The organism is Polymorphospora rubra, assembly GCF_018324255.1.
GTDB lineage: Bacteria > Actinomycetota > Actinomycetes > Mycobacteriales > Micromonosporaceae > Polymorphospora > Polymorphospora rubra.
The window spans coordinates 3,149,834-3,164,995 of the sequence record NZ_AP023359.1 but is presented as its reverse complement, the minus strand read 5'-3'; the positions used below and the strand labels follow the sequence as shown (position 1 = coordinate 3,164,995).

The 15,162-nt window shown below is 74.7% G+C and carries 10 protein-coding genes; 3 read left to right on the top strand and 7 right to left on the bottom strand.

Going from position 1 to position 15,162, the window contains the following annotated elements:
• Positions 1–3 precede the first annotated feature (3 nt).
• The 3 genes from tilS to dacB form a co-directional block, all read right to left on the bottom strand.
• Positions 4–1,026 (bottom strand): tRNA lysidine(34) synthetase TilS, encoded by a 1,023-nt coding sequence (gene tilS / locus Prubr_RS14520; protein ID WP_212825739.1) that lies wholly within the window; start codon positions 1,024–1,026, stop codon positions 4–6.
• 13 nt (positions 1,027–1,039) lie between these two features.
• Positions 1,040–2,110 carry a zinc-dependent metalloprotease gene (locus tag Prubr_RS14515; RefSeq protein WP_212825737.1) on the bottom strand — a complete coding sequence of 357 codons (1,071 nt, stop codon included), beginning with the start codon at positions 2,108–2,110 and terminating at the stop codon, positions 1,040–1,042.
• 94 nt (positions 2,111–2,204) lie between these two features.
• The gene (gene dacB, locus Prubr_RS14510; protein WP_246568952.1) at positions 2,205–3,701 is read right to left on the bottom strand and encodes a D-alanyl-D-alanine carboxypeptidase/D-alanyl-D-alanine endopeptidase; all 1,497 of its coding nucleotides are present in this window, start codon (positions 3,699–3,701) and stop codon (positions 2,205–2,207) included.
• A 1,053-nt stretch (positions 3,702–4,754) separates the two neighbouring features.
• Between dacB and Prubr_RS14505 the strand changes: the two genes are divergently transcribed.
• Positions 4,755–5,261 (top strand): inorganic diphosphatase, encoded by a 507-nt coding sequence (locus tag Prubr_RS14505; RefSeq protein WP_212828031.1) that lies wholly within the window; start codon positions 4,755–4,757, stop codon positions 5,259–5,261.
• 76 nt (positions 5,262–5,337) lie between these two features.
• Here the strand turns inward: Prubr_RS14505 and eccD are convergent, their stop codons facing one another.
• Positions 5,338–6,753, bottom strand: a complete 1,416-nt coding sequence (gene eccD, locus Prubr_RS14500; protein ID WP_212825733.1) for a type VII secretion integral membrane protein EccD — start codon at positions 6,751–6,753, stop codon at positions 5,338–5,340.
• Between the two features lie 223 nt (positions 6,754–6,976).
• Between eccD and eccCa the strand changes: the two genes are divergently transcribed.
• Together eccCa and mycP are read left to right on the top strand one after the other, a co-directional pair.
• Positions 6,977–10,924: a type VII secretion protein EccCa gene (eccCa, locus tag Prubr_RS14495; protein WP_212825731.1), complete on the top strand. Its 3,948-nt coding sequence runs from the start codon at positions 6,977–6,979 to the stop codon at positions 10,922–10,924.
• A gap of 174 nt (positions 10,925–11,098) precedes the next feature.
• The gene (mycP, locus tag Prubr_RS14490) at positions 11,099–12,433 is read left to right on the top strand and encodes a type VII secretion-associated serine protease mycosin (protein WP_246568951.1); all 1,335 of its coding nucleotides are present in this window, start codon (positions 11,099–11,101) and stop codon (positions 12,431–12,433) included.
• Positions 12,434–12,468: 35 nt separating this feature from the next.
• Here the strand turns inward: mycP and Prubr_RS14485 are convergent, their stop codons facing one another.
• From Prubr_RS14485 to Prubr_RS14475, 3 genes are all read right to left on the bottom strand, one after another.
• A complete protein-coding gene (locus tag Prubr_RS14485; RefSeq protein ID WP_212825729.1) occupies positions 12,469–13,647 on the bottom strand; it encodes a MarP family serine protease in 1,179 nt (392 codons plus the stop codon).
• Between the two features lie 102 nt (positions 13,648–13,749).
• Entirely contained in the window at positions 13,750–14,442 is a 693-nt protein-coding gene (locus Prubr_RS14480; RefSeq protein ID WP_212825727.1) for an NUDIX hydrolase, read from the bottom strand.
• Entirely contained in the window at positions 14,439–15,158 is a 720-nt protein-coding gene (locus Prubr_RS14475; protein WP_212825725.1) for a TlpA family protein disulfide reductase, read from the bottom strand. Before Prubr_RS14475 ends, Prubr_RS14480 begins: the two co-directional genes overlap by 4 nt.
• Positions 15,159–15,162: the final 4 nt, after the last annotated feature.

Genomic DNA, 15,162 nt, shown 5'->3' with positions numbered 1-15,162 from the left:
GTCTCACCCGGCGCCGAGGTGCCCGCCATGGCGGGCCACCCGGATGCCGCCGGGCAGGAAGGTCGGTCCCTGCCCGCGCCACGCGGTGATCAGGGCGTCGAGCGCCTCGACGTGCCGGTGGGACAGGGCGGCCGGGGCGGCGCCCAGCTCGCGGGCCCAGGCGTGCAGGACCCGGCCGCGCAGCGCGGCCGGCAGTGCGGCGAGCGCGGCGACCCGCAGCCCGCCGGCCGGGTCGCGGGCGGCGGTCAGGTGGTCGGCGGCGAGCGCGTCGAGGGCGGCGGTGTCGGCCGCGACCAGTGCCGCGGTGCGGGCCAGATTGCCCACCACGCCGGGGCCGAGCGCCTCGACCAGCGCTGGCAGCAGGTCGGACCGGACCCGGGCCCGGGCGTACGACGGATCGGTGTTGTGCGGGTCGTCCCACGGGGTGAGGTCGAGCGCGGCGCACGCGGCGCGGGTCTGTGCCCGGGTGACGTCGAGCAGCGGACGGCACAGCGCGATCCCGTCCAGCCGGCGGACCGCCGGCATGCCGGCAAGCCCGTGCGGCCCGGCCCCGCGGGCCAGCGCCAGCAGTACGGTCTCGGCCTGGTCGTCGCGGGTGTGTCCGAGCAGTACGGTGCCGGCCCGGTGGCGATGGGCGGCGGATACGAGCGCCTCGTACCGGGCGTCGCGGGCGGCCGCCTCGGGTCCACCCGGGCGGCCGCCGACCTCGACGGTGGCGACCTCGACCGGTGCGAAACCGGCCTTCCGGGCCCAGTCCGCGACGTCCTGTGCCCGCCGTGCCGACCCGGCCTGGAGGCCGTGGTCGACGGTCACCAGGCCGACGTCGACGCCCCGGCGTGGCCCGACGAAGACCGCCGCCGCCGCCAGCGCCAGCGAGTCGGCACCACCCGAGCAGGCGACCAGCACCCGTCCGGCGGCCCGTCCGGGCGCCGGACCGGGCGGTGCGGGGTCGGCATCGAGCGGTCGGTCGAGCGCCCGCCGGACCGCGAGCCGGACCGCGGCGACCGGTGCGGCGAGGGTGGCCACGGCGGGCGGCGGGTCAGCCGGCTGCCGAAACCGGCCCGACCGGGCCGTGCACCCGGGCCACCCACGCGCCGGGGTCGCCGAGTTCGTCCAGCCGGGGCAGGGTGAGCGGCGAGCTGAAGATCTTGTTGAAGCCGGCCATGCCGACCTGGTCGACGACCCCGTGCACGAACTTGCGGCCCTCGGCGTACTGGCGCATCTTGACGTCGATGCCGAGCAGCTTGCGGATCGCCTTCTCGACCGGGTTGCCGGCCTCGCGGCGCCGGTTGAACCTCGCCCGGATCTCACCGACGCTCGGGATGACCTCGGGCCCCACCCCGTCCATCACGAACTCGGCGTGCCCCTCGAGCAGCGTCATCAGGGCGGTGAGCCGGTCGAGCACGGCACGCTGCCCGGGGGTCTGGACGATGTCCAGCACGCTCGCCCGGCTGTCCGGGTTGCGTACGGAGTCGGACAGGGTGGCCACGCCGCGACGGACCCGGTCGAGAAGGTTGTCGCCGCCGGCCTGCGACGCGTCGACGAACGCCTGCACCTCGCCGAAGAAGTGTCCGCGCATCCACGGCACCGCGGTGAACTGGGTGCGGTGGGTCACCTCGTGCAGGCAGACCCAGAGGCGGAAGTCGCGGGGGTCGGCCTGGAGCTTGCGCTCCACCTCGACGATGTTCGGCGCGACGAGCAGGAGCTGGCCCGGATCGGCGGAGAAGACCTCGTACTGCCCGAGCACCCGGCCGGACAGGTAGGCCAGGACGGTCCCGGCCTGGACCCCGGTGAGCCGGGAACCGACGGCGTCGGTCAACGCGCCGGGCTGCTTGTCACCGGACAGCCGGTTGACGAGCGGCGTGATCACCTCGCTGAGCCCGGCGATGTTGACCGCCGCCCAGTCCCGCCGGTCGACGATCCGCACCGGCGGATGGGCCACCAGCGACCGCAGACCGGTGTATTCGGCCACGTGCCCGGCGGCCTCGTCGGTGAGCCGCCGCAGGTCGGCCACCACCTCGGTGGCCTCCTCGTAGGAGACTCTCGGTCCTGATTTGCCCAGTGCTCCGGCGGTGGCAGCGGCAAGATCCCAGTCCACGAACTGCGCCATGCACCCCACCGTACCCGCGCCGGAACACCCCCGACCCGGCTCGGCACCGGTGTCCGCCGCCCGGCGGCCGGCCGCTCGGCGGCGGACGGGCGGGTCAGCGACAGCCGCAGGAGGCCAGGGCGGCGGCGATCCGGTCGAGGGCCGGTTGCGCCACGCTCGAGTCGGTGGGCACCTGGTCGGCCAGGATCGCGAAGGCCAGCAGCCGACCCTCGGCCGTCGTCACCACCCCGGAGATCGCGTTGACCCCGGAGAGGGTGCCGGTCTTGGCGCGTACGGCCCCGGCCCCGGCGACGGCGACGCTGCTGGCGGCCGGGCTACGGAACCGCTCGCTGAGGGTTCCGGACCAGCCGGCGACCGGCAGACCGCCGAAGATGCCGACCAGTTCCGGACGGGTGCCGCCGGCGGCGAGCAGGATCAGGTCGGTGAGCAGGGACGGGGTGACCCGGTTGGTCCGCGACAGCCCGCTGCCGTCGGCGAGTCCGCTCTCCGCCTCCGGCAGCCCCAGCTCGACGAGTACGGCGTCGACGGCGGCCGCACCCCCGACGAACGAGGCGGGCTGCTGGCGGGCGAGCGCGACCTGCCGGGCCAACGCTTCGGCGATGATGTTCTCGCTGTCGCCGAGCATGAACTCGACCAGGCGGAACATCGGCGGCGACTGGACCCGGCCGAGTTCGGTGCCCGGAGCGGTCGTACCGCCCTCGGGGCCGGGCGCCGTGGCGCTCTCCGTCGGCGCGGTACTGACCACCGCCCCGCCGGTGGCGTCGACCGAGGGCGTACCGGGCGTGGTCGCCGGCGCGGTGGCCCGCGAGACCGCCTGGACCGCGCCGGCCGGCAGGCCGAGCGCCTTCGCGAAGGCCTGCCCGGCGGCGATGTCCGGGTTGGTGAACCGCCGGGTGCAGCCGGTGGCGTTCTTCGGATTCGCGCGGGCGGCATCGGTCATCAGCGCCATGACCGGCCCGCCGCAACCGCCGGTGGGGATGTCGGAGTCCCAGCCGGGCTCGTAGATCGGCCCCGAGTAGAGCGAGGAGTCGACGGTGACCCGGGTCGGGGCGACCCCACCGAGGGCGGCCTTGACCTGCTCGGCCAACTGGTCGAGCCGGGCCGCGCCGGGATAGCTGCCGACCGCGTTCACGGCGAGGGTCGGGTCGCCGCCGCCCACCAGCACGACCTCGCCGGGCTGCTCGCCGGCGACGGCCCGGGTCGGGATCCGGTAGCTCGGGCCCCGGGCGGCGAGCACGGTCAGGCCGGTGACGAGTTTGGTGGTCGACGCCGGAACGGTCAGCGCGTCGGGCCCCCGTTCGTAGAGCACCTCGCCGGTGGCGATGTCGAGCACCGAGATGTTGACCCGGTCGCCGAGCTTCTGCGGGTCGACCAGGGGGTCGATGGCGGCCTGCACGCCCTCTCTGGTCGGCATCGGCGCGTTCGCGGTGGCTCCGTCGAGCACCGCCGACGGCACCGGATCGGGCGGGTCGGCCGTGGGCGCCCCGCCGTCGGCACCGCCGAGCCAGCCGGCGACCGGTCCGGGGCGTACGACGGCGAGCCCTGCCACCGCGGCCGCCAGGACCAGCACCGAGGCGAGCGCGGCGACCACCGGACCCCGGCGTCGGCGGCGGGGCGGGACGGGTGGCTCCGCGGGCGGTGGCCCGGCGGCCGGACGGGGCGGGGGCGGTGGCGTGGGCAGGTCCGGGGTCGGACGATCGGGCGGCGGCTGGTACGGCGGTCCGGCCTGGCCGGGCGACGTCGGCCGGGGTGGTCCGCCGGCCTCCGGTGCCCAGCCGACCGGAGGGTGCGCGGCGGTTGGCAGGTCGGCCCCGGCACCCGGCGCCGGCTGGCCGGGACGCTCCGGCTGGCGTTGGCCGGCGCCTGCCGGCCCGGGCACGCGGTCGAGCGGAACCGACCAGTTCGTGGGTACGGCGCCGCCCGGGTGCGGCGTGGGCTGCGCCGGCTGGTGCGCGGGTCCCGCCGGCGGCGCGGGCTGTGGCCGGGCCGGCGGTGGGGCCACCTGGTCGAGCGGGATCGACCAGGTCGGCATCCCGACCCGGCCGGTCGGGCGCTCCGCCTGGTCCGGCCGCCGCGGAGGCGAAGGGGGGTCACCTGATCGAGTGGGATCGCCCAGGTGCTGGGCTCCGTCGCCACGGACGGGGGCAGCGGTGGCACAGGCGGGGGCAGCGGTGGCACGGGCGGGGACTGCGGCGAAGCGGGCGGGGACTGCGGTCCGGCCTGGGGTACCCGGTCCAGCGGGATCGACCAGCCCTGCGTGGGGTGGGTCGGCACGGTGGCCCGGCCGGTCGGCGGCACGGTGGCCCGGCCGCGTGACGTACCGGGAGGAGGCGGGGGCACCGACGCCCCGTCGGAGTGCGGTCCGGCGGCCGGCTGTGGCGGGTGGGCGGGGGGTCCGGGGTGCCCGTCGGCGGTGTGCCCGTCGAACCCCCCGTGCGGATTCGGTGGCACCCCGTCCACCGGGCCCGGGTGTGAATCTTGCCTCCCCACCGGCCCCTCCTCCCGATCTGAAACTTGACTACGCGACACTACTTGCGTCCGAACACCTGACGGTGCCCGGACCGAGACGGATGGGGCAACATCCGTCCGGTTGGCGCCGCCTGGTCCATCCGTTAGCCAGCGTGGGCAACGAGGGAGCGTGAAGATGGATTTCGACGTGACGGTTGAGATCCCGAAGGGTCACCGCAACAAATACGAAGTTGACCACGCGACCGGCCGGATCCGGCTGGACCGCACACTCTTCACCTCGACCCAGTACCCCGCCGATTACGGGTTCATCGAGGGAACCCTCGGTGAGGACGGCGATCCGCTGGACGCCCTGGTGCTGGTGCCCGAGCCGACGTTTCCAGGGTGCCTCATCCGGTGCCGCACCATCGGCATGTTCCGGATGACGGACGAAAAAGGCGGCGACGACAAGGTCCTGTGCGTGCCGTTCGAGGACCCGCGACAGGAGCACCTGCGCGACATCCACCACCTCGGCGAGTTCGACCGGCTGGAGATCCAGCACTTCTTCGAGGTCTACAAGGACCTGGAGCCCGGAAAGTCGGTCGAGGGCGCGACGTGGGTCGGCCGCAACGAGGCCGAGGCGGAGATCCGGGCGTCGTACCGCCGGCACGAGGAAGCGGTCGCCAAGGGCGAGGAAATCCACTGAGCTTCGCGCGTCAGTCGAACGCGTGGCCCGTACGGGTCACGCGTTCGGTGACTGTCTGATATCCGTCCGCTTTCGCTCAACCGAGCAGATCCCGGGCCCGCCCGTACAGGCCGAGTACGGCACAGGCGACCGGCACCAGGCAGAGCACCGTCGCCGTGTCGAGCAGGTCGGCCGCCCGCCCCAGGTAGGGCGACGGCGGGCGGCGGGCGTACGTGGCTCCGGCGATCACCGTCAGCAGGGCCACCGGCACCCCGCCGGCGAGTACGACGAGGCCGACCGCCGGATCCGCGGCGGCGGCCAGCGCCGCGCCGAGCACCGCGAACCCGGCCGATCCGGCGGTGACCAGGGGTACCCGCTGCCGTCGGGTGGCGAAGAGCCGCGATCGCAGCAGCAGCGCGGCCGCGGCGACCGCCACCAGTGAACGCCCGGCCCAGCCACCGGTCGTGACCAGCACCGTCGCGGCGGCCACGGTGAGCAGCGCGTGACCGACGAGCATTCCGGCGAGCAGTTCCTCGGTACGGGCGACGGCATCGTGGACCCGGCGGCGGTCGGGCCGCTCCCGGGCGGCGTCGGCGGCCGGAAGGTCCTCGGCCCCTCCCGCGCCGGACGGCAGGGTGACCGGCGGCATCGGCAGCCGGCCCAGCCGGATGGCCAGCAGCGGCAGCACGCCGATGCCACACACCAGCAGCACGGTGAGGATCGCGGCCGTGCCGGCACCGGGCAGGAAGAACCCGGCGGTGGCGGCGACCGCGCCCAGCAGTCCGACGAGCACCCCGGCGGTGAAGACCCGCATGACCGCGGCCACCCCGGCCAGGCCGAGGACCGCGACCAGCAGCAGCGCGACCGATGCGGCCAGCAGCTCCGGGGCGCCGAGCCAGCGCAGCGGACCGGGTACGCCGACCGGATCGCCGGAGGCGACCAGCAGCGCGCCGCCGACGAACGCGTACGGCATCGCGAACCCGCCCAGCGCCGCACCGCCCACCGCGTCGCCGTACGCCCGTGACGCGACCGTTCCGGCGAGCGTGAGCAGGACGGCGGCGGTGAGCCCGGCGTACGCCCCGACCGGCCAACCGGGGCCGGCCAGGACCAGGGTGAGCAGCCCGACCGCGAGCGGCACGCCGGCGACGGCGACGGTGGCCGTCCGGGTGGCCCCGGCCGACCAGGCGCCGCCACCCCGGCGGGCCGCGTCGGCGATCACCTCCACCACGTCGTCGTATTCGAGTTCGGGCCAGCGGGCGCGGGCCGGGACGAGGTGCAGCACCTCGCCGTCGCGTACCCCCTGGGTTTGCAGGCCCTGCCCGGCGGCGAGCGGCGCGCCGTCGGTGCGGCGCAGTACCCACCCGCCGTGCTGCTCGCCGTCGTCGGCGAGCCCTTCGCCGGCGTGGCGCAGCAGCTCGGGCAGGAGTTCGGCCAGTGGCAGGTGCTCGGGTACGGCGACGTCGACCCGGCGGCGGGGGGCGCTCACGGTGACTCGGGCGAGCCCGGTGCTCATCAGCGGTCCTCCAGACGTCGGGCGTGCGGAGTGCGGCGCGGTGGAGCGGGAACCAGGACCGCTTCGGGCGGTGCCCGGTGCGGCCCGCGAGGGTCAGCGCGGACGACGGCACTTTACCTACCATGGGCCGGTCCTGGTGTCCGTGTGACGGGGGGATCATGTCCACCTTGGATCGATCGGGTGTGGACGGTGCCGGTGGTCGGGCCGACGGCCCGCGTCCGCGATGAGCACCGTCGCGTTCCGGCGGCCGGCCCGGCGGCCGGCGCCGGAGATCCCGACCGGTGAGGTGTCCGTGGAGCCGCCGCCGGAGATCCCGCCGGCGACCGGTGGCCGTTGGCAGCAGATGCTGATGGTGCTGCCGATGCTGGGTGGCGCGGTCGCCATGGCGATGATGTTCGGCCGGGGCGGCGGCGCCTACTCGTACGTCGTCGGCGCCATGTTCGGGGTGTCGTCACTGGCCATGCTCGCCACGACCTGGGGTGGTGCGGCGGGCTCGCCGAAGCGGTCGGAGATGATGACCGCCCGGCGCGAGTACCTGCGCCACCTGGCCGGCCTGCGGCGCCGGGTCCGGGCCACCGCCGAGCGGCAGCGGGCCGGTCTGTTCTACCGGCATCCCGACCCGGCCCAACTCTGGTCCACGATCGACAGTCATCGCCTCTGGGAGCGCCGGCCCACCGATCCGGACTTCGGCGTGGTCCGGATCGGGGTCGGCCCGCAGACGCTGGCCACCCCGCTCGTCCCGCCGGTGACCCGGCCGGTGGAGGATCTGGAGCCGATGACGGCCGGGGCGCTGCGCCGGTTCCTCGACGCTTATTCGGTGGTTCCCGACCTGCCGGTGGCCGTGTCGCTGCGCGGCTTCGCCCGGATCCATCTGCGTGGCCGGCCCCGGCCGGGCGGCGAGTCGCCGGCCGGTACGGAGGCGCAGGCGTTGACCCGCGCCATGCTGGCCCAACTCGCCGTCTTCCACGCCCCCGGGGATCTGATCGTCGCGGTGTGCGCCGGGCCGGAGCGGCGGGCCGGGTGGGAGTGGGTCAAGTGGCTGCCGCACGCGCTGCACCCGACCCGTACCGACGCGCTCGGCCCGGTCCGCCTGGTCACGAGTTCGGCGACCGAGCTGGAGGGGATGCTCGACGAGTTGCTCGCCAGCCGGCCGCGGTTCAACCCGCACGGGCCGGCGCCGGGTGGGCCCCACGTGGTCGTCGTGCTCGACGGCGGCGACCTGACCGGCGCGGCACACCTGACCGGGGACGGCGGCATCCACGCGGTCACCATCGTCGACCTGGACAGTCCGCCGCCCCGGCTGCTCGACCGCAACACGCTGGTTCTCCAGGTGCGGGCCGGCCGGCTCGACACGGAGTCCATGGACGGCCCAGCGACCGTCGGCACCGCGGACCGGCTCGGCACCGTCGAGGCCGAGGCGGTCGCGCGACGGCTCGCGCCGCTGCGTCTGGTCGCCACGGCCGGAGGTACGCAGGCGGCGCTCGCCGCCGACCCCGGGTTCACCGAACTGCTCGGCATCGGCGACCCGCACCACTTCGGTGTGGCACAGGGCTGGGCGCCCCGGGCCGACCGGGACCGGTTGCGGGTCCCGATCGGGATCGGCGCCGACGGCTCGCCGGTCGAACTCGATCTGAAAGAGTCGGCGCAGGACGGCATGGGTCCGCACGGGCTGCTCATCGGCGCGACCGGTTCCGGCAAGTCGGAGGTGCTGCGGACCCTGGTGCTCGCGCTGGCCGCCACCCACTCGTCCGAGCTGCTCAACTTCGTCCTGGTCGACTTCAAGGGCGGCGCTACGTTCGCCTCGCTCGACCGGTTGCCGCACACGGCGGCGGTGATCACCAACCTCGCCGACGAACTGCCGCTGGTCGACCGCATGGTCGACGCGATCAACGGCGAGCTGATCCGGCGGCAGGAGCTGCTGCGCCGGGCCGGCAACCACGCCGGCCTGCGCGACTACGAGAAGGCGCGGGCCGCCGGGGCGGCGCTCGCGCCGCTGCCGTCGCTGCTGATCGTCTGTGACGAGTTCTCCGAACTGCTCTCCGCCAAGCCCGACTTCATCGACCTCTTCGTGCAGATCGGACGGGTCGGCCGGTCGCTCGGCGTGCACCTGCTGCTCGCCTCGCAGCGGCTCGAGGAGGGCCGGCTACGCGGTCTGGACACCCACCTGTCGTACCGGCTCGGGCTGCGTACGTTCTCCGCCCTGGAGTCCCGCGCCGTGCTCGGCGTGCCGGACGCGTACGAGTTGCCCCGCTCGCCCGGGCACGGCTACCTGAAGTCCGGCAACACCGAACCGCTGGTGCGGTTCAGGGCGGCGTACGTTTCCGGCCCGCACCGTACGGCGGGCTCGCCCGGTCCGGTCGGCGACGAACCGGGTGGGGTCCGGGTCCTCGGCTACTCGACGCATCTCGTGCTGGTCGCCGAACCGGTCACGGCTGTGCCGGCGGAGGAGTCCGGGGCCGCGACGCTGCTCGACATCCTGGTGTCCCGGCTGGACGGTCAGGGCCCGCCGGCACACCGCGTCTGGCTGCCGCCGCTCGGGGCGTCGCCCACGTTGGACGAGCTGGTCGGCCCGGTCGGCGTCGACCCGGTCCGCGGCCTGACGGTCGACAACCCGGACCTGCGCGACGCGCTCCAGGTGCCGGTCGCCCTGATCGACAAGCCGTACGAGCAGCGCCGCGACGTGCTGTGGCTGACCCTGGACGGTGCCGCCGGCCACGTCGCCGTCGTCGGCGGTCCGCACAGCGGGCGGTCGACCCTGCTGCGGACGCTGGTCTGCGGGCTGGCCCTCACCCACAGTCCGGCGCAGGTGCAGGTCTACTGCCTCGACTTCGGTGGCGGCACGCTGGCGGCGCTGCGCGACCTGCCGCACGTCGGCGGGGTGGCGGGCCGGCTGGACCCCACCGCGGTCCGCCGCACCGTCGGTGACGTGGCGGGCCTGCTCGCGCAGCGGGAGCGCCGGTTGGCCGAGCTGGGGGTCGACATGGCCGGCTACCGCCGGCTGCGGGCCGGCTCCGCGGGGCCGGCCGACCCGTACGGCGACGTGTTCGTGGTGGTCGACGGGTGGCAGACCATCCGCAACGAGTTCGAGGACCTGGACGAGTCCCTGACCGACATCGCCACCCGTGGCCTGTCGTACGGGATACACCTGGCCGTCTCGGCCAGCCGCTGGGTCGACCTCCGGCCGTCCATCCGGGACCTCTTCGGTTCGCGGGTGGAGCTGCGGCTCGGCGAGCCGACCGACTCGTTCGTGTCCCGCCGGGCGGCCGCGAACGTGCCGAGGGAATCGCCGGGGCGGGGCATCACCACCGACGGCCTGCACCTGCTGACCGCCCGGCCGGAACTGGCCGGTCTCGGCGACGATCCCGGCGCGCTGCCACGGGCCGTGGCGCAGGCGTGGCCGGGCCCGCCGGCACCCCGGGTCCGGCTGCTCCCACCGGAGTTGCCGTACGCCGAACTGGACCTGAGCCGCACGGAAGGGCTGCGGCTGCCGATCGGGATCGCCGAGACGGATCTGCAGCCGGTGTCGATCGACTTCGCCAGCGAACCGCACCTGCTGCTGTTCGGTGACCCCGAGAGCGGGAAGTCGTCGTTCCTGCGGGCGCTGGCCGCGACGATCACCAGCCGGTTCACGCCCGAGCAGGCCCGGGTGATCCTCGTCGACCACCGGCGCAGTCTGCTGGGTGCCATCCGCACCGAGCACCAGATCGGGTACGGGACCGCGGCGGCGGTCACCGCCGAACTCATCGGCTCGGTGGCGGGCTACATGGAGCGCCGGCTGCTCCGCCCCGAGGTGACCGAGGCGGAGATGCGGGACCGGTCGTGGTGGACCGGGCCGGAGCTCTTCGTGCTGGTCGACGACTACGACCTGGTGGCGACCGGACCGAGCAACCCGCTGGGCGCTCTGGAGGAATACCTGCCACAGGCCCGGGACATCGGCCTGCACCTGGTGCTGGCCCGGCGGACCGGCGGGGCGGCACGGACCGCGTACGAGCCGCTGATGCAGCGGTTGCGCGAGCTGTCGTCGACCGCGCTGCTGCTGTCCGGCCAGCCGGACGAGGGGTCCCTGATCGGCAATGTCCGGGCCACGCCGATGCCGCCGGGCCGGGGACGCCTGGTCACCCGCCGGGAGGGGGTACGCCTGATCCAGCTCGCATATCTGGCAGCGAGCTGATTCCTGGCCCACTCACGGCCCGTACCGGCCGTCGACCGGGTAGCCTCCGTGCATCGATCCGCTGCCGGGGTGTCGCACCCCGGGTGTGAAAGCCAGGGTGTGACCGGGTTGAGGCGCTGCCACCACAATGTCGTACGGCGCACCGCCGGTGCCGCGCTGCTCGGCGTTCTCAGCATGCTCGCCGTACCGGTCTCGCCGGCACCGGCCGTGCCGGGGGCACCGCCGGCCGGTGCGGCGGCCGGCCGGCCGGTCGCGCTGCCGGTGCGCACCGACGCCGTACGCGACCAACAGTGGCAGCTCAAGGAGCTGCGGGCCGACGAGGTATGGCGGCAGTCGACCGGCAGCGGTGTCACGGTCGCGGTGGTCGACTCCGGTGTGGACGGGTCGCATCCGGACCTGGTGGGTCAGGTGCTGCCGGGGATCGACCTGGTGGCACGGGCCGGCGACGCCGACGCCGCCCCGGTCGCGGGTGCCGGGCAGAACGATCCGGTCGGTCACGGGACCACGGTCGCGGCGCTGATCGCCGGCCGCAACGACGACAGCGACGGGGTGGCCGGCCTGGCCCCACAGGCCAAGATCCTGCCGGTACGTGTGCTCGACGAGGAGAACCGCTACGACGACGCGCTCATCGTGGCCCGGGGCGTACGGTGGGCCGTCGACAACGGCGCCCAGGTGATCAATCTGTCGCTGGGCGGCGGCAGTGCCAGTCCGGCCCTCGAAGCCGCGATCGACTACGCGTTCGCCCGCAACGTCGTGGTCGTGGCGTGCACCGGCAACGTCGCGCCCTCCACGTCGAGCGAGGTCTGGTATCCGGCCCGGGAGCCCGGGGTGATCGCGGTGACCGGTCTGGAGCGGGCCAGTGAAAACCTCTGGTCCGGGGCGATCACCGGACCGGAGACGGTGCTCAGCGCGCCGGCGACCGGACTGCTCGGTGCCCGGCCGGGCGGCTTCTGGCGGGTTCAGGGCACGAGTTTCGCCGCCCCGCTGGTCACCGCGACGGCGGCGCTGATCCGCGCCAGGTGGCCGCAGATGTCGGCGGGCGACGTGGTGCACCGGCTGACGAGCACGGCCCGCGACCTCGGCGAGCCGGGACGGGACGACCGGTTCGGCTTCGGGCTGGTCGACCCGGTCGCGGCACTCGGTGCGTCCATGCCCGAGATCGGCCACAACCCGCTGGACACCAACAAGCGTCCGGGGAACGCCGGCTTCGGCCCGGCACCGGGTTACGAAACGCTGGGCGGTTCTGAGACACCGGGTGGCAGCGGCTACGGCGGACCGGGCCGCTTCGGTGGCGGGCGGGCCAACGGGCCGGGTGGCGGATGGGCGGCCACCCCGTCGGGCGACACCGACACGCTGCTCGACCGGTCGGGTCTGGTCGGCGGCGCGGTCGCGGTGGTGGCACTGCTGGGCGTCGGGTCCCTGTTGGCCTGGCGTCTCGGCTGGATCCCCGACCGGCGGGCACGGCGCCGGACCGCTCCGGGGTCCGGCGGGCCGGACCCGTCGCGCTGACAGATCCTCCGGTCGCCCGGGCCAGCCCGGTCCGGTCAGGAGCAGGCGCCGGTATCGACGGTGCGGGTGCGTTGCGTGCCGGCCTCGGCGACCGACGCGGACTCCGCCGCGGTGACGGCGAAGCCGGTGTTGGGGTCGTCGGCCACCGCGGCGAAGATGACACCGAGCACCTGGCCGTCCGGCCCGATCAGTGGGCCGCCGGAGTTGCCGCTGCGAACCAGTGCCCGGATCGTATAGATCTCGCGGGTCACGTCGCCGGAGTCGTAGATGTCGGGGCCGGTGATGTCGCCGACGTCGCGCACCCGGGCCGACTGGGCGTCGTACGGGCCGTCGAGCGGGAAGCCGAGCACGATCGCGTCCGCCTCGACCGGTGCCGGCCGGTCCGCGAACGGCATCACCGGCGCGGACAGGTCGGGCACGTAGATGACCGCGAGGTCGCGTGCCGGGTCGTAGACCACCACCCGGCCGTTGTAGCGGCGGTCGTTCAACTCGATCGAAACGCTGCGGGTGCCCGCGACGACGTGCGCGTTGGTCATCACCCGTTCCTCGGCGTAGACGAAGCCGGAGCCTTCGATCCGCCGGGAGCAACTGGGCGCGCTGCCGAGCACCTTCACCACCGACCGCTGCGCGTTCGCGACCACCTGGGAGCCGGCGAGTGCCGGGTCGGGCGGCGACACCTCGCGGGCCCTGGTCGGGGCCAGCCCGCCGAAGACGTCGGGGAAGCCGTTGGTGTCGACGGTGTCACGCAGCGCGTGCGACAGCGCCTGCGCCTGCTCCGGCAGCACCCGGTCGACCGCGCCGAGCAGCGCGCTGTGCCGTACCGAGCTGGCCAGCCAGGGCAGCGACGACGAGCCGAGCGGCACCGCCACCAGCCAGGCGACGACCAGCACCGCGACCAGTGACACCAATGCGCCGCCGACGTCGTCGATCCGCCGGCCGGCCCGGCTGGTGATCGCGTGCCGGACATGTGAGCCGAGCCAGCCGGCCAGGGTCTGGAACAGGATGGCCAGGCCGAAGATCGTGATGAGCGCGACCACCACCCGGATGGCGCCGTCCTCGAACCGTCGGGCCAGCAGCGGGCCGACCTGGAGTCCGATGAGCGCACCGCCGAAGAAGCCGGTGAACGACATGACTCCGATGACGAATCCCTGCCGGTAGCCGCTGATCGCAAACAACAGCATGAGCAGTATCAGGACAACATCAACGGCGGACACCCGTCCAGGGTACGGGTGCCCGGCGACCGGGGCCGTGACGTGCGGCGGGGCCACGCCGCCGGGCGCCCGTCCGACCACCTCCACGACCTCTTCGGCCGAAGGTCAGCCGATCGGACCGGTCAGCTCGTCGTCGGTGTCGGCGGTCGCGGGCGGGGCCGGCCGGACCACCGATCGGGGCAGCTCGGTGACCCGGTGTCGGGGCCAGGGCCGGGCCCAGCCACCCATGTCCAGCAGCGCCGCGAGCACCCCGGCGGTGAAGCCCCAGACGAGCATCCCGCGGACCTGGAACGCCGGCCCCTGCCACCCGCTCGGGACCCGTACGGTCAGCCGGTTGGCGGGGTCGACCAGTTCGGCCACCGGCAGCCGGGCAACGTGGGCGACCTCGGCCGGTTCGCGCGGGTATACCGGGTGCGGCCGGTGCCACCAGGCCAGGACCGGGGTGACCACGAAGTTGCTGACCGGAATCCACAGCCGGGGCAGTTCGGCGAGGACGGTGACGCTCCGCGAGTCGAGCCCGACCTCCTCCTCGGCCTCCCGCAACGCGGTGCCGACCGGTCCGCCGTCGCCGGGGTCGGCGGCACCGCCGGGGAACGCCGGCTGCCCGGCGTGGTTACGCATCGACGCCGCCCGCTGGAGCAGCAGGACGTCCGGCCCGTGCGCCGGCTCCTCGGCGAGCAGAACGAGCACCGCGCTGGGGCGGCCGGTCGCCGGGGTCGGCAGGCGGGTGAAGTCCTCGGTACGGGCGTTGCGCACCCGGTCGACGAGCGGTGCGGTCCAGTCCGGCGGGCTGCTCACGGGCCCACCACCACGCCCAGGTGCTCGCCGACGAGGGCGGTGAGGGCGGCGTCGTCGAGCGCCCCGGAGACGTCGAGGTGCCGGACGGTGCCGGTGCCGTCGACGAAGAGGGTCATCGGAACGAAGTTACGCGCCAGGCCGCGCAGCAGTTCCTCGTCCGGGTCGAACAGGTTGGGGAAGGTCAAGCCGTACGTCTCGGCGAGCGACACCGCGGCCGGTTTCCGGTCGCGTACGTCGACGCCGACGACGTGCAGCTGTCCGGTCGAGCGGTCGGCGAGCCGCTGGAAGGCGGGCAGTTCCTTGCGGCACGGCGTGCACCAGGACGCCCACACGTTGATCACCGCCGGGCCGCGGATGCCGGTCAACGCGACCGGCTCGCCGCCGGTGAAGCAGGGCAGCTCGATCGCCGGCAGTTGCGGCACGTCGGCCGGCGGTGGGCCCTGGCCGGGCGAATGGGGCGGGTCGTCGGGTCCGGGCCGTCCGGTGGGTTCGGCGCCCGTCGCCGTGGCCGGTGGGGCGGCTTCGGCCGGTGGGGCGGTGAGTGCCGCGCAGGCCGCGAACGGGGCGGGCTCGGGGTCCGGGGTGGGATCGGACCCACCGGTCGTACAGCCGGCCGCCGCGAGTACGAGCGGCGTCAGCAGCCCGGCCAGCCACCGACGACCCGACGCTCCGCGCGCCGCCCGTGTCAGCTGTCCGGTCGGAACCGTCCTGCCCATCCGA

Excerpts from the sequence above, each read along its gene's own strand:
- Prubr_RS14515 (WP_212825737.1), bottom strand. The coding sequence starts at position 2,110 with ATGGCGCAGTTCGTGGACTGGGATCTTGCCGCTGCCACCGCCGGAGCA.
- Prubr_RS14505 (WP_212828031.1), top strand. The coding sequence starts at position 4,755 with ATGGATTTCGACGTGACGGTTGAGATCCCGAAGGGTCACCGCAACAAA.
- eccD (WP_212825733.1), bottom strand. The coding sequence starts at position 6,753 with ATGAGCACCGGGCTCGCCCGAGTCACCGTGAGCGCCCCCCGCCGCCGG.
- eccCa (WP_212825731.1), top strand. The coding sequence starts at position 6,977 with ATGAGCACCGTCGCGTTCCGGCGGCCGGCCCGGCGGCCGGCGCCGGAG.
- mycP (WP_246568951.1), top strand. The coding sequence starts at position 11,099 with ATGCTCGCCGTACCGGTCTCGCCGGCACCGGCCGTGCCGGGGGCACCG.
- Prubr_RS14475 (WP_212825725.1), bottom strand. The coding sequence starts at position 15,158 with ATGGGCAGGACGGTTCCGACCGGACAGCTGACACGGGCGGCGCGCGGA.